This window comes from Asticcacaulis sp. AC402 (genome assembly GCF_000495835.1).
Lineage (GTDB): Bacteria > Pseudomonadota > Alphaproteobacteria > Caulobacterales > Caulobacteraceae > Asticcacaulis.
Window position 1 is genome coordinate 23,900 of sequence record NZ_AWGC01000027.1, and the last position, 14,447, is coordinate 38,346.

12 protein-coding genes are annotated in these 14,447 nt (G+C 61.1%); 4 read left to right on the plus strand and 8 right to left on the minus strand.

Features of this window, described 5'->3' with window-relative positions:
- Nucleotide 1 precedes the first annotated feature (1 nt).
- Nucleotides 2–460: a hypothetical protein gene (locus ABAC402_RS34930; RefSeq protein ID WP_155847437.1), complete on the plus strand. Its 459-nt coding sequence runs from the start codon at nt 2–4 to the stop codon at nt 458–460.
- Here the strand turns inward: ABAC402_RS34930 and ABAC402_RS34935 are convergent.
- Nucleotides 457–918: a YaiI/YqxD family protein gene (locus ABAC402_RS34935; RefSeq protein ID WP_023450516.1), complete on the minus strand. Its 462-nt coding sequence runs from the start codon at nt 916–918 to the stop codon at nt 457–459. The two genes, ABAC402_RS34930 and ABAC402_RS34935, sit on opposite strands and share 4 nt — an antisense overlap.
- A 49-nt stretch (nt 919–967) precedes the next feature.
- Here ABAC402_RS34935 and greA point away from each other — a divergent pair, with 49 nt between their 5' ends.
- Entirely contained in the window at nt 968–1,447 is a 480-nt protein-coding gene (gene greA, locus ABAC402_RS34940; protein ID WP_023450517.1) for a transcription elongation factor GreA, read from the plus strand.
- 6 nt (nt 1,448–1,453) lie between these two features.
- Here greA and ABAC402_RS34945 read toward each other — a convergent pair whose 3' ends face one another.
- Nucleotides 1,454–3,874 (minus strand): glycoside hydrolase N-terminal domain-containing protein, encoded by a 2,421-nt coding sequence (locus tag ABAC402_RS34945; protein WP_031235842.1) that lies wholly within the window; start codon nt 3,872–3,874, stop codon nt 1,454–1,456.
- A gap of 203 nt (nt 3,875–4,077) precedes the next feature.
- Here ABAC402_RS34945 and ABAC402_RS34950 point away from each other — a divergent pair, with 203 nt between their 5' ends.
- Nucleotides 4,078–4,512, plus strand: a complete 435-nt coding sequence (locus ABAC402_RS34950; RefSeq protein ID WP_023450519.1) for an MAPEG family protein — start codon at nt 4,078–4,080, stop codon at nt 4,510–4,512.
- 3 nt (nt 4,513–4,515) lie between these two features.
- On the opposite strand, the gene ABAC402_RS34955 is transcribed toward ABAC402_RS34950, so the two are convergent.
- Together ABAC402_RS34955 and ABAC402_RS34960 are read right to left on the minus strand one after the other, a co-directional pair.
- Complete coding sequence (locus tag ABAC402_RS34955; RefSeq protein WP_023450520.1) at nt 4,516–4,995, minus strand: hypothetical protein; 480 nt, start codon at nt 4,993–4,995, stop codon at nt 4,516–4,518.
- 194 nt (nt 4,996–5,189) lie between these two features.
- On the minus strand, nt 5,190–6,353 hold the full coding sequence (locus ABAC402_RS34960; RefSeq protein ID WP_023450521.1) for a hypothetical protein: 1,164 nt from the start codon (nt 6,351–6,353) through the stop codon (nt 5,190–5,192).
- A 318-nt stretch (nt 6,354–6,671) separates the two neighbouring features.
- Here ABAC402_RS34960 and ABAC402_RS34965 point away from each other — a divergent pair, with 318 nt between their 5' ends.
- Nucleotides 6,672–7,175 (plus strand): hypothetical protein, encoded by a 504-nt coding sequence (locus ABAC402_RS34965; RefSeq protein WP_023450522.1) that lies wholly within the window; start codon nt 6,672–6,674, stop codon nt 7,173–7,175.
- Between the two features lie 129 nt (nt 7,176–7,304).
- Here ABAC402_RS34965 and ABAC402_RS34970 read toward each other — a convergent pair whose 3' ends face one another.
- The 4 genes from ABAC402_RS34970 to ABAC402_RS34985 form a co-directional block, all read right to left on the minus strand.
- Complete coding sequence (locus ABAC402_RS34970) at nt 7,305–8,177, minus strand: isoaspartyl peptidase/L-asparaginase family protein (RefSeq protein WP_023450523.1); 873 nt, start codon at nt 8,175–8,177, stop codon at nt 7,305–7,307.
- Nucleotides 8,174–9,433, minus strand: a complete 1,260-nt coding sequence (locus tag ABAC402_RS34975) for a cyanophycinase (protein WP_023450524.1) — start codon at nt 9,431–9,433, stop codon at nt 8,174–8,176. The genes ABAC402_RS34970 and ABAC402_RS34975 overlap by 4 nt, the downstream gene beginning before the upstream one ends.
- The gene (gene yfcC / locus ABAC402_RS34980) at nt 9,430–10,923 is read right to left on the minus strand and encodes a putative basic amino acid antiporter YfcC (RefSeq protein ID WP_023450525.1); all 1,494 of its coding nucleotides are present in this window, start codon (nt 10,921–10,923) and stop codon (nt 9,430–9,432) included. Before yfcC ends, ABAC402_RS34975 begins: the two co-directional genes overlap by 4 nt.
- 343 nt (nt 10,924–11,266) lie before the next feature.
- Nucleotides 11,267–14,341 (minus strand): TonB-dependent receptor, encoded by a 3,075-nt coding sequence (locus ABAC402_RS34985; protein ID WP_235079987.1) that lies wholly within the window; start codon nt 14,339–14,341, stop codon nt 11,267–11,269.
- Between the last annotated feature and the right edge of the window lie 106 nt (nt 14,342–14,447).

A 14,447-nucleotide genomic window follows, 5' to 3' on the forward strand; every position in this document is an offset into this window, starting at 1 on the left:
GGTGTTGATGTACGGGCTCTGGATTGTGTGGACCGTCGGCGGCAATATTGCCGCCGCGGTTTGCTGTCTGTGGGCCTTCTGGCGCGGCGGGACGTTCGAACGCTGGGGCGCTAGCATTCTGGCGGTGGGCTGGATACTCACCATGATCGCCAAGCAACCCGGCATGGGGCCGAATGCGATCATCGTCGGAATCGATTGTGCGGCCCTCCTGGCGTTTGTTGTGCTGGCCCTATGGTCGCGGCGAATCTGGGTTTTCTTTGCCGCCGCCTGCCAGCTGAATGCGGTCTTTTCGCATTTCGCGCACCACTTCACCGATTTCGGGATTTACAGCTACGCAACGGCCAACGGCTTCTGGGGTGGATGGGCGCTGATTTTCTGCCTGGCCGCTGGCGTCGCCAGCTACCGCAGGCGCTACAATCGGCAACTTAAGGCCGCAACGGCACAGGCTCCGACGTCTTAGGCACCGGACAGCCTTGTCTGACGTACGATGATCTGATCCAGGGTCTGAAGGAATTTTGAGCGGTCGGTATTGGAGAACGGCGGCGGCCCGCCGGTGATCTCACCCGTAGAGCGAATATGTTCCATCAGCGCGCGCTGGGCCAGGGCTGCGCCGATCGAGTCCTGGGTGAAGGCGCGGCCGTTGGGTGCCAGAGCGTGGCCGTTCTTTTCCAGCACCCGGCCGGCCAGGGGAATGTCGTTGGTCACCACGACGTCGCCGGCGACGACTTGCCCGGCGATCCAGTCGTCGGCGATGTCCGGCCCGGCATCAACAATCATGCGGGTGATCTGCGGCGATTTGGGAATCTGGATAAAGCTGTTCGACACCACGAAGACCGGCAAGGCGTAGCGCGCGGCGACCTTGTAGGTCTCGTCCTTCACCGGGCAAGCGTCGGCGTCGATGTAGACAGTTATAGCCATAAGGGTCCTGAAATTGCTGTGCCGGGTGGTGTCTGCTATAGCATGGCGAATGAGTGTTGCCTTTACCAAAGACGAAGACCACGAGGCCGCGGCCGCCAACCTGCCCGACCGTCCGATTTCCCCGCATCCGAACCTGGTCACGCCACAAGGGTTGGCGCAGCTTCAGGCGGCGTTTGCCGCGGCCAAGGCCGCCTATTCCGCCGCCCAGTCTTCCGGCGAGGTCAGCGACGATCGCACTGCCATGGCGCGGGCGACACGTGACCTGCGGTACTACACAGCGCGCCTGAGCTCGGCCCAGCCGATCGAGCCGGTGACGGCGCCTCAGGCCGTCGTCTTCGGCACGACGGTGACGTTCGAGCGCGATGATGGCCGCACGCAGACCTTCCGTATCGTCGGCGAGGACGAGGCCGATCCGAAGCAGGGGAGCATTTCCTATGTCTCGCCGCTGGCCCGGGCATTGACGGGCAAGGCGGAGGCTGACGAGGTCAGGCTGGACGGCGTGGAAATTGTGGTCGTCAGTATCCGCTGAACCGGACTACCGACGATAATGTCCCGCCTTATCCAGGCGCACTTGCGTGACCACCGCGTTTTGGCGCAAGGGCACGATTGCATTTGGCGGGCCTTTCAGAGTCAGGGCTGTGACGCGGCCGTCACGCCAGGCCATGTCGACCGAGAGGGCTCCGCGAACGCGCAGTCCCGCCACCCGGCCCGCAGGCCAGGCCTTCGGCAGCGCCGGCAACAGGTGCACCTCTCCGCCCCAGGACTGAATCAGCATTTCGAGGATCCCGGCGGCACCACCGAAATTGCCATCGATCTGGAAGGGCGGATGGGCATCGAACATGTTGGGATAGGTGCGTTTGGGACCCAGCAGCGCCTTTAGAACACCGTGGGCATGGTCGCCCTCAGCCAGGCGCGCCCACAGGCAGAACCGCCAGGCCGTGCCCCAGCCCGTCGCCAGGTCGCCGCGCTGGCGCAGGGTCACCTTCGCCGCCTCGGCCAGGTCCGGCGTATCCCTGACATTGACCTGATCGGATGGATAGACGGCGTAAAGATGCGAGACATGGCGGTGGTGCGGTTCGGGCGCCGCGCCATCCCAATCCTCCAGCCATTCCTGGAACTGGCCGCTCGTGCCGATCCGGTCGGGCGCCAGCCGTGCGCGCGCCGACTCTACCTGCGTCAGCCATTCGGCATCAAGGCCAAGCGCCCGGCCTGCCGTCACCGTATGGCCGAACAGGTCGCGGACAATCTGGCGGTCCATCGCCGGCCCGGCACAGACCGAACTGCCAAAGGGATGCTGGTTTTCAGGCGACATAGAGGGCGAGGTGATCAGGCCCCGTCCCATGGGATCCTCTACCAGGGTATCGAGGAAGAAGGTGGATGCGCCCTTCATCAGCGGATAGAGCCGCTGAAGCACGGCTGCGTCGCGGCCATAGTCGTAATGGTCCCACAGGGTGTTGCACAACCACGCCCCGCCGCACGGCCACAGGCCCCACATCGGGCCGTCGATCGGTGCCGCCGCTCGCCACAGGTCGGTATTGTGGTGGGTCACCCAGCCGCGGGCGCCATACATGGTCTTTGCCGTTTTCGCTCCGGTGACCGACAGGTCCTCGGCCATGCGCAGCAACGGTTCGACGCAGGCGCTTAAACCCGCCGGACCCGCCGGCCAGTAGTTCATCTCGGTATTGATATTGATGGTGTATTTGCTGCCCCAGGGCGGATTGACGCCTTCGTTCCAGATGCCCTGCAGATTGGCGGGCTGGGTGCCCGGTCGCGATGACGAAATCAACAGGTAGCGGGCATAGGCGAAATACAACGCCGCCAGGGCCGGATCGTCGGAGGTCTCGCCGGCGGCGATGCGGATATCGGTGGGCTTGTCGGCGGCGGCTGTGCGGCCCAGCTCCAGTGACATGGTTCCGTACAGCGCCTGGTGGTCGCGAATATGATCGCGCTTCAGCGTTTTGAAAGCCTTGGCCCGCGCGGCCTCGGTTTGCCGGCGAACGCGCGCAATCGGATCGCCACTGACGTCGTCGTAGCTGACGAAGCTGGTCGCCGCGGCGATCAAGAGGGTGGCCCGACCGGCACCCGTTACCGTCAGGTGGCCGCTTTCGTTGCTGACCACGCCATCGCTGACCACGGCAATGCGCATGGCATAGGTCAGGCCGGCAGGAATGCCCGGGCCAGCTTCATTTCGGCCGGTGAACAGGACGGCACCCTCGCCATCGGCGGCCTTTGTGACGTCGGACCTGTCCGCCCAGGCGGGCTCCGTCGGGTCCCAGGCCGCTGACTGCGCCTTCGTCAGATCGGTTGCGGCGCCGGCATAGTCCGGCGCGGTGTAGTGGACCGAGCGCGGCCCACGCCAGGCCAGCTCGAAGCCCAGACCCGCCTCCGGGCCTTCCAGATGCAGGACGATGACCTGATCCGGTGCCGAGACGAAGGCCTGGCGCCGGAAGGTCCCTGCTGGGGTGCGAAACCGCGTCGTGGCGACGGCTGTGGCCAGGTCGAGCGCGCGCATGTAGGATTCTGCTTCGGCCATACCGTCATGGGTCAACAGCAAATCGCCCAGGGTGCCATAGGACATCTGCCACAGGGGCTTGGCCATCACCGCACGGCTGGCCAGGTCCGTCGCGTCCTTGTATTGCCCCGCAGCGATCATGCGGCGGACTTCGGGCAGGGCAGCCATGGCATCGGGATTGTCGGGCGTATAGGGCGCGCCGGCCCAAAGCGTATCCTCATTGAGCTGCAGCCGCTCCTGTCCGACCCTACCGAATACCATGGCGCCCAGGCGTCCATTGCCCAGCGGCAGGGCTTCGTCCCAGGTCGCGGCAGGCCGCAGATACCACAGGCGGTCCGGCGTGCCGGGTTTTGCAGCGCCGGCAACGGGAATCGCCGCCATAGCGGTCAGGACTCCGGTTGCGGCAAGTACAGCGCGGCGTGAGGCGTCATGGCGTTGCGTCAAACTACCCTCCTGAATTAATCCTGGCTCTCGCGGCCAGATTGTCACGTAGGCGAAAATCTATGCATATGCAAAAGTCATTGCAAGCCGAAGACGGCCACGGCGTGCTGCGTCTGGAGGGCGCATGGACGTTGATGTGGTACGGGCCCAGAGTACGGTAACCTGAGTACAGCAACCACACCAACCTAACCAGACCGGGGATAATCATGACGCTGGAACAGCTGTTTCTATTGCCGTTTCTGGTCCACTTCGGGCTGGCAACCGTGCTGTACGCCTGGCTGACCTTCGAGCGCCAGGTGGCGGTGCTCAAGCGCGAGGTAAGGCCTGTCGACTTCGTCAATGCCGGCGCCGATCCGGAACGGTCGAAACGCGTCGCCCGCAACCTGTCCAACCAGTTCGAACTGCCCATGTTTGCGCTGTTTGCGGCGGCGTTCCTGTATGCGTCCGGGGATATCGGGGTTATCGACGTCGGGGCGGCGTGGCTGTTCCTGGTGGGACGGCTGATCCATACTTTCGTGCAGACCCTTACCCGTAACGTGCCCCTGCGCGGCATGGTTTTCACCCTCAACTTCGTGGCCGTGGTGATATTGATGGCGCGGGTGGCGCAGGACGTCTTTCCGCAGTTCAGTATCGCCCTATAGATTTCAAGGCTGCACGAAGTAGTCCAACTGGATGCGGCGATAGCCCTTGCCGCGGACGAACAGTTGCAAATAGGCGATGTCACCGGCCTCGCCGTCCCAGCCTTCGAACACCAGAAGGCCGCTTTTGGCGATTCCGGGGGCATATTCGGTCTTCAGGTAGCTCCTGCTGTAGAACCCCGCGATGGCGATCTGGCGGGCGACGATCTTTCGACCGCCGGCCATCAGGTAGGTGCCGTTGCGGTTGTAACCCGGGCCGGCGAGGGCGATTTCCGACGTCGCCGCGCCCTCGTTCAGGACCTCGAAATAGACGGTGATGGTCTCAGAGTTGGATTCGATCCGGGTGAGCGTGATCTTGATGTCGCCGACATGCTGGACGGCCTGGCTCAGAACGTGATCGCGTCCCTCTGACGCAGCGCCTGCGCCCGCCATGACGGTCAGGGCCGCCGTCAGGGCGAGTACGGAAAACAGGCGACTTATCGGCATTTATTATCCTCTTATACCAAGCCTAATAAAGAATGACGCTTGGCATTCGTTTTTTTTCAGCTCAAGCGCCGCATGGCTCCTCGCAAAAGCTCGGGCGCGCAGTCGCGCTTGCCAACCCACGATGAGTCAAGATTTTCGCGGGTTGGTATTATCTGGTCTTTGGGCGATCGGCGCCACGGGGCAGGAACAAGTACCTACCCGGGGGCTCCGGACCAAACGGCCGCGCCCGGCATGTCAAAGCCGTAGATACGGCTGAAAAGCGTGCACATCCGGGGAAAGCGCGTAAAATAAACGGCAGGTCGTAAACGATCCGCCAGGCCGCCTGTGGCCAAGGCGACGTTGCGCTCAGAGTCAGCCGAGGGCTGATCGATGCGAAGTTGCACCTTCGGTGCCGGCGCCAGCGGATCGACGGCCGCATCGACCGGGACCATGGTGAAGTGGCCCAGGTCGACGACATCGCCGGCTGCGACGTCAAACGCGACTGTGCCGAGGCAGAAGGTCGTAAAGTCGTAGCGGCCCGTGCGCACATTGGCCAGGCTGTAGATGCCGGCCGGGATAACAAAGGCAAATTGCATCGCCGCGTTACCCTTGGCCTCTTTGGTGCGGGCTTCGAACCCAGGCCAGTTCCTGCCGCGGGTGGTTTGAACAATGCCTGCGTCTCCGCTGGCTTCGCGGCGATCAAAAAGTATGTGGGCACCGGCTCCGGTGGGAGAAGAGACGGTCATAAGGACGACCGCCTCATCCGGCCCAGGCTGCGGGACCGTGCCGGCCGGGACAGGCTTGACCGATTTGGTTGGCCCCCAGCGATTAAAGGTCGGAATGTCAGGCGAACGCGGCACGAATGACAACGGCTCAGCGGGCGCAGGCGCATCACCGGGCGCGGAGAGCCAATAGGTATTGGCCCATTTGCGCCTGAGTGTCCCTTCCGGCGGAACTTCGGCGCCGGCATAGTGTGCCTGAACCTCTGGCGCCAGCCGCGCGTAACGCTCGCGAAACTGACGCAGGTTTGAGCCGGTAATGTCAAAACGCCGGTAACCCCGCGCCATCATGCAGTCGTCGGCATAGGCAATATTGGGTCCGGCCGCAGCGATTTCACCGATTATGGCTCCGGTCAGGCCGTAGGTCATGCCTTCGTTGACGGGGTTGGTTCCGAACATTGACCGACCAAAGCTCAGGCAGGCATTCTGGTCCGCCGCAACCTGTTCGGTACCGGCGCCAGGACGGTTATAGAACCAGGCGAGATCGTCAGAATCCAGAACCTTGGGTTCGAGGGGGCCGGCTACCGCGGATAGGGCGAAGCTGGCCTGCAGCGTCAGGACCGCAGCCAAGGTACTGCACCAGGAAGTAAGTGACCGCATTTCTGCCCCCTTCGATTTTCACCAAATCTAACCCGAAGGCGGGGGGAGCACCAGTCACAATCCGGCCCGGCTACTCAGTTCGCCGGGCCGGCATACAAGCTATCATAAATCAGGTGCTCTAGAGCGGTATGCGTTTTGATGGAATCAAAACCCCGCTCTAAGTTTTTGTTTTGTCGCGCAATTTATCCGAAAACGGGGATGCCCGTGCGGTGGCGTCCACTTTATCGGACTGCACTCTGGCCTTGACGTACGCGACCTTTTGTCGGCTCCCGCGAGGTCGTCGACTGTGCGATAGATGCGATCAAATGAGAGACCGTTATGCGTGTGACCGTTGTCGATTCCCCGCCGGAGACGTCGCTCCTGAACGCCTATCACGAGGCCAAGGCCTATACCGATGGCTACAGCCTCGATCTGCCGTTCGAAGTGACCCTGGCTGAGTATGTCGAGGCTTTTTACACCACCTGGCTGTTCAAGCTGGAACGGCTGGTTCTGGCGACGCTGGTGGACAAGCCGTCGAATGATAAACAGGCGGCGGAACTGGCGGCGGGCGAACGAATAATCTTCGCGGCCTGGACCCTGGAGGCGCGCGAAGCCGACCAGATCCTGATGTGTGATTTCCTCTCCAAGACCCGGTCGTGGCTGATGTGCGACGGCAACCGGATGTGGTTCGGATCGGCCATCGTGCCGAAAGCCGTTCATTCGAACGGCAAAGCCTATCTGGGGATCGGCTTTCACCTGCTGATCCCATTTCACCGCCTCTATTCGAAAGCTTTGTTACGGGCGGCGGCGCAAAAGCTGATTCGTCTGAACAAAGCCCACTGACCTCAGTGTGATGAGAGCGCGTTTCGATCCGGTAGAGTCGGATCAGCACTCCAGGTTTTCGTTTTATCGCGCAATTTATCCGAACGCGGGAACGCCCGTGTGGTAGCAACCACTTTATCGAATAGCACTCTACCCTACGGAACCCACGATAGCGTCCTGGTCGTGGGCGCAGGCGGCGCGTTTCATTCCGTCCGTATTAAATGGCATGTGAATGCGGCCTGAGCGGTCAATAGCGATCAGGCCGCCATCGCCGCCCAACGACGCCACCGCGTCCAAAACACCCTGGCCTGCGGCCTCAAGACTTTGATTGCCATAGCGTATCCGAGCGGCAAAATCATGGGCGGCGGCGGTGCGAATGAAGGCTTCACCCCAGCCCGTACAGGAGACCGCCACCTGATCATCCGCCCAGGTACCGCATCCGATCAGAGGGGTATCTCCGACCCGTCCGGCCCGTTTTCCATAGACGCCGCCCGTGGACGTTGCCGCCGCCAAATGACCCTGTATATCGAGGGCGACTGCCCCGACCGTCCCGTGCCCTGTGTCCAGATCGCGCTTCAGAAAGCCGTCCGGCTGCGTGCGCCAGGTTTCAGGGTCATCGATTGTCTTTAGCCCGGCTTCCAGGGCCAGGCGCTCTGCGCCTTGCGCCGTCATCAGGACGTGGTCCGTGCGCTCCATGACCGCGCGCGCGGCCGCTATGGGGGATTCAAATCCCTTCAGGGCGCAAACTGATCCGGCGCGGCGGGTGTGGCCTTCCATCAAGGCGGCATCCAGTTCGATGAAGCCGGCCGTGTTGGGCGCCGACCCGCGGCCGGCGACAAACAGGCCCGAATCTTCCATAGCCTCGCACAGGGCCTGCACGACATCGAGCGCGGTCATCCCCGCCTTCAGCCGGTCTGCGCCATCCCTGACGAGATCATATAGAAACGCTTCCGCGCGGCTATAGTCGCGGTCGGCATGGACACCGGCGCCACCGTGAATGGCTATCGCCCAGGGTCTGTTCATTCTGGCTCCAGCGTTCTAAAAGTCACCGCGGCCTGCACGATGCTGAAAGCCAAGGCCGAAATACTATAGCGATATTTTCCCGCAGCATCCTTCCCGCCAAAAGCCTGGGTTATGGGCCTTTCCTCGAACCGATACCGCACCGCAGTTCCGTTATCGCCAAACGTCCAGCGATCAAGACGCCCGGCCTTGGCGTTGTCGACCAAATCGAGCGTCAGCATATCTTCCAGCTTTTGATTGGGCAGGGCTATGCCGCCGCCGGATGCGTGGACATGATCGTAATAGGGCTTTTTGAGCGCGTCTGTTGTTTTAAACGCGGCGTGTCTGACCTGAAGGGTCTTAAGATCGACCTCGTCGCCCGCACTGATCAGGCCCAGACCCAGGTCTGTAACATGAAATCCAGGTCCTGAACCTTTTTTCGCTCCACTGGCGTCCAGCAAAGTCACCGTCCCGGGGCCAGCGACGGTGGCGCGGGCGGTTTTCAGATCAACGATCAGAGCGGTATTTTCGTCAATACCAAACCCGTGTTTCGGTCCGTCCGTCAAGGTAACCGCCCGCGCCAGGCGGCCCAGGCGGGCCTGACGGTCGAAATGCTGATCAATAACGCCGAAAGGGAAAAAATTGGCCCCCCTACCCAGAACCAGTGCCCCGTCATTCATGCTGGACTGATCTGCCGCGTTCCCTACGGGTGTCGTCAACGCGGTGAAACTGTCACCGCTGGCAATCATGGTTCCGCTCTGGATCGCTGCTCCGGCGCTTGAACCGCCGATAACCGCGCCTTGCTTCAAACGTTCGTGCAGCGCGGCAAGCAGAGGTGTGGCCTGCCCCTCGGAGGTGTAGAATATTCTGGCCGTGCGCACCTGATCGCCACCGGTTAACCACACCCCGCCGGCCGTGGCGATGATCCTGAGATTATCTGCGTCAAACCCGCCCTTTTGCCAGTCGCGTTCATCCTCTGACGTGGACGGATCATCGATGACGGCGGCCTTGATCAGGATCACGCGTTCCCTGGCAATACCATGCTTTTCCAGAGTCTTGCGCGCACTCTCAAAGGACAGGATTGGCTCGCCGGACGCCGAGACGATGACGGCAATCCGATCGCTTTCCGGATGGGGCAAGGCGTCAATGAATTTGCCCCAGATTGCGGTGTTGTCGGGTTCCACCGCACCACCGGCAATGACCAGGACGCCTTGGTCCCCGGCCAGAGCCGCGGACGGCATAAGCCCGACCACGGCTGCAATCACACAAGCGCGAATCATGAATACCCTCCAAAATGGGCGGCCAGAACAAACCCGGTGGCGATGACAAGCAGGCCAAGTGTCGGTCGCCAGATAAACCCGATCCAGCGCATCCATTCGATCCGCGCCGCCGTCAATGAGCCCAGCAGAGCCGCAGACGCCGGACAGACGATATTGGTCAGGCCGTCACCCAGTTGAAAGGCCAGAACGGCTGTCTGGCGCGTGACGCCGGTCATATCGGCCAGGGGTGCCATCAATGGCATCGTCAGGGCCGCCTGACCCGATCCCGACGCGACAAACAGATTGATCAGAGACTGCAAAAAGAGCATGGCGGTCGCCGAAGCCCAGTCGGGCAGCATCGCGGACACACTGCCCAGACTGTTCAAAAAGGTATTCAGCACGCTGGGGCTCGTCGGAGCGTCACCCCCCAGGATCAACACGATCCCTTTGGCGATAGCCACCACAATCACCGCCGGGGCCATCTGGACTGCGCCATCGCGAAAGGCATGGGCCAGACCGTTACCGGTCACCCCTGGTAGTCGAAATGCCAGGGCTACGATCGCCGCAACCAGACCCATCGCGAAAAACTGCCCGGCGATTTCCGCCAGATAATAGCCCTTGACCGTTACCCCCCACGCGATCCAGCCGATCGCTGCCGCCAGCAGGGACAGGATGATAACATCCCCCGTTTTCAGCTTTTCCTGAAGGGCTATAGCGGGATCGTTCCGGTCGCGAATGGCGCGATCGCTGTCGTAGCTGATGGAACGTTGCGGCACGGCCTTGATGCGCGCGGCATAGCGCCATACCCACACGGCAGCCAGGGCGGTGAACAGGATCCACATCACGATGCGAAAGGACATCCCAGATAACAGAGGCACACCGGCTATGCCTTGAGCAATGACCAGACTGAACGGGTTCATCCATGAGGTGGCAAAGCCTACCTGTGTGGCTACATAGGTTACCAGAACGGCGGTGACACTGTCGTAGCCGGCCCGCACCATGGTTGGCGACAGGATTAGCACAAAAACGATCGCCTCCTCTCCCATGCCGAATACGGCGCCCCCCAGGGAAAACAGAATAAAGATACCCGCAATCAGGGCCGGATGGGTCGCCTTGGAACGGCTCATCACGCCCTTCAGAGCCCGTTCTATGCTACCTGTATGCATGACCATGCCAAAGGCCCCGCCGACAATAAGCAGAAAGGCCATCAGGCCTACCGTGGCGCCGTTGCGGTCGCCGGAGACCAGGCCCTCAAACAACAGGTTAAGAAAGCCGACCTCGCCTCCCGCTCCGAAGACGGGCGCACCGCCCCCTTGCGCGCCGGACACAATGTGAAAACTATCAGGATCAATCATCGCCCGCCCATGACCATGCCCCGAAACGGGCAGGAGGTTGAACAGGCCTTTTGGGACAAACCACGTGGCTAGATAGGCCATTACGGCGACCGCCAGCATGATCAGTAAGGTATCGGGACCCTTTGATGCCGGTTTGGGCGATGATTCAGCGCTCATGAACGTTTCCCAGTATTTTTTTCTTGTTCTGTCCAGAGCGGGGTTTTGATGGAATCAAAACCCCGCTCTACTACCAAGCCTCATAAAGAATGACGCTTGGTCTTCGCTTTTTTTCAGCTCAAGCGCCGCATGGCTCCTCGCAAAAGCTCGGGCGCCCGAAGTACGTTCTCTGGCGCGCTTGCCAACCCACGATGAGTCAAGATTTTCGCGGGTTGGTATAAGTTTTTGTTTTGTCGCGCAATTTTTCCGAAAACGGGAGCGCCCGTGCGGTGGCATCCACTTTATCGGATTGCGCTCGGGTATCACCCCCCTCCCCCGCGGATCGGGAGAGGGGCAATCCGGTTCAGAACCGGCGCTTGTAGCGCACGGTCACGAAGCGACCGCGGGTGTCGTGGTTGATATGATCGACATTGGCCCCGGACCCCAGAACGCGAGGCGCGTCTTCATCGCTGAGGTTCTGGATATTCAGACCAAGGGTCGAGTTTTCACCCAGATCGTAGCTCAGATCGGCATCAACAACGAGCCAGGCCTCCACATCGACCACGGCCGTCGTGGGCAAGCCTACCGCCGTCAGGGTACGCGGGTCAGGATCGTCACGATAAGACGAGGTGTAGTTGGCCGACACGCTGGCGCGCCAGGCCCCGTTACGCCAGCGCAGTTTTGTATTGGTGAGCCATTGCGGATATTGGTACTCACCCGCCTCATCGACCGGTGCGGCGCCGACCGAGGCCTGACGCTCGAGCGCCATCAGATAGCTGGTGTCGATCGTGAAAGTGAAGTCACCATAGGAGTCGGTATAGACCTTCTGGCGATAGCTTAGGTCTATCCCACGCGTATGCTGATAGCCCAGATTGCCGATCTGGAAGTGGGCATCCGTCACAAAGCCCGTCGCCGAAACCTCGATACCGGCCGTGCCGGTTGGCAAAAGACCCGGGCCTGCCTTGGTAAATTCGCCGTTCAAGGCGCGGCGGATGAAGTCATCACGATCAATGCCGACCAGGTTTTCATGACGGATGTCCCAGTAATCGACACCGATCTCAATCCCGGATGTCGGCTTATAAACGGCCCCGAAGCCATGGGATTCCGCGGTTTCCGCCTCCAGATCGGGATTGCCGACATCTTCGGATAAAAGCGCCTGTCCGGTGGCCGCGGCATTGTTGTTACAGGCCTGAGGCGTTATGGCGCAACGCACGCGGAAAGATGACAACAAGACCCCTGCGCCGCTTTGGGATAGCGACGGCGCACGGAACGAGGTCGACCAGTTGGCGCGGGTCACAAGTTGTGTGAACGGCGACCAGCGCACCGCTATCTTCGGATTGAAGTCGGAACCGAAATCGTCATAGCTGTCGTATCTGCCAGCCAGTTGGACATCCAGCGCATCGGTGAGCGGGAGGTAGATTTCACCAAAAGCCGCCCATTGATTGCGTTCGCCGCGCGCCGAGGTCGAAGAAAAGCCCAGGATGGGTTCGGGATTGGTCAGGGTCGCGACGGCGTCGCCTGACGGCGTATCCTTGATCCTTTCGTGACGCAGTTCAGCCCCAAAGGCCCCCTTGACCGTGCGACCGTTCCACTGGAACAGATCACCGGTGGCTGAGACATCAAACGCCAGCAGGCTCGACAGACCGCGGCGTTCTGCCGTGGTTTCCAGAGTATCCTTCAGCTTCGGGTCCTGGTTCTTTTGACCGCCAAAGGGATTGTACCAAAGGGTGGTCTTGCCCGCGGCTTCACAGGTGCTGCCGCGATAACTGGCGTCGGGACGGGCGGCATTGACGCGCCAGCGATCCACCTTGCTGCCGTCTGTACAGAGGTTACCGAGGTTGGCGTCGTAAAATGCCAAAGTGCGATACAGGCCGGAGGTCCCCTTCTGGAGGCGTTCGTTGCCGCCGACCGTCAGGGCACTTTCCATGGACCAGCCATTGGTGAACTCATGCTTCAGGCCAGATACCATGCGGTAACTTTTTGAGCTGACCTCAACCGCGCGCGGTTCCAACAGCTTACCCCACATGTAGATCGGGTAGCGATTAAAGCTCGAAAAATTGCTGACTCCCCCCTCTGCCGCGAGATCGGCTTTGAAACTGGCGGGATAGTTGGGGTTTTGCGGATCGCTCGGAGTCCGGGAGAAATTCGCCGGTGAAGCCGTGCCCTGACTGGTATACTGCTGGTACAAGACGTCGCTAAACCATGTCGTGCGGTCGTTGATCTTATAGTTGTGGGTAAACAAAAGGCCTTCGGATTTATATTCGTCGTCGGTGGCCGCATAGTCATTGGTATCGACCGCACAATATTCACCCAGATTGCCAACCGCAAACTTGTCAGCCGGACATCCGCCGTTCTGCGGGGACTCCGTCTGGTCATTGGTCATCAGATAGAGGTCGTTGAAGCTGGGGTAAAATCCCTGCTGGCTGGGACGGAAGGAATCCTTTGTATAGTTGCGATCGCGGTCATAAAGCCCATTGCGACGATAGATGTCGGCGACCAGCATGAGATTGTGCTCACCCAGTTTGCCCCCGATAACGCCCGTCACATTCAGACGGCCTTCATCTGTTTTCGCGGTTGAATCGCCATAGGATACCGATAACTCAGCGCCCTTGTAATCCTTGCGCAGCACGTAGTTGACAACACCGGCCACGGCATCGGCACCATAGAGGGCCGAGGCACCGTTTGGCAGAATATCCACCCGCTCAATAGCCGCCAGAGGGATCGAGTTCGCGTCGATGAAGCCTTCCTGACCCCGCGCAAACGCGGCCACCGACGAGCGGCGATTATTGATCAGGGTCAAGGTGGCACTGGTCCCCAGACCGCGCAAGGACACGCCGGCCGCGCCGACCGGTGTGGCGCCCGACAAGGGTCCGGCGGTCGAGGTGGAGAAGGTGCCTGATCCGCCGCCGGTCTGTGGGAGATCGCGCAGAATATCGATGATGGATCCCGCACCCGACTGATCGATCTCATCGCGGGTAATGGTCTTGGCCTGTACCGGCCCGTCACTGGGCAGGCCACGAATGCGACTTCCGGTGATGATGATCAACTCGGGGGCTTCTTCCGGGGTTACGACCGCGGAGTCCGTTTCTGCACGGGTCACTTTAACAATAGCATACCCGCCCGATGGCGTCGCCCGATAGGTCAGGCCGGTGCCTGCCAGGATAGTCTCAAGGGCCGCCGCCTCAGACGTCGCCCCACTAACACCCGGGGTGCGCTTGTCCGCCACCAGATCGCCCGAAAAAATCAGGTCCTTGCGCGTCGTCAGGGCGAATTGACGCAATCCGGCGGCCAGATCTCCCGCTTCGATAGTGATGGCCACCGGTGCGACCTGAGCGTTCGCCTGCATGCCCCCCATAAGATGGGAACCTGTTATGGCTGTACCGATCAGTAGAGCAGCTCTGAGGCCGTTATAGGGTTTGCCTTGTCTTACGCGCGTCATGAAAGTTATCCCCTTGAAGTTTTTGCGCCTGATGCCGACTGCGGACTGCGAACTGCGGACCGCTCAGGCAGATTGACGCGAGCGGCGGAAACCTCCTCACCGGCTC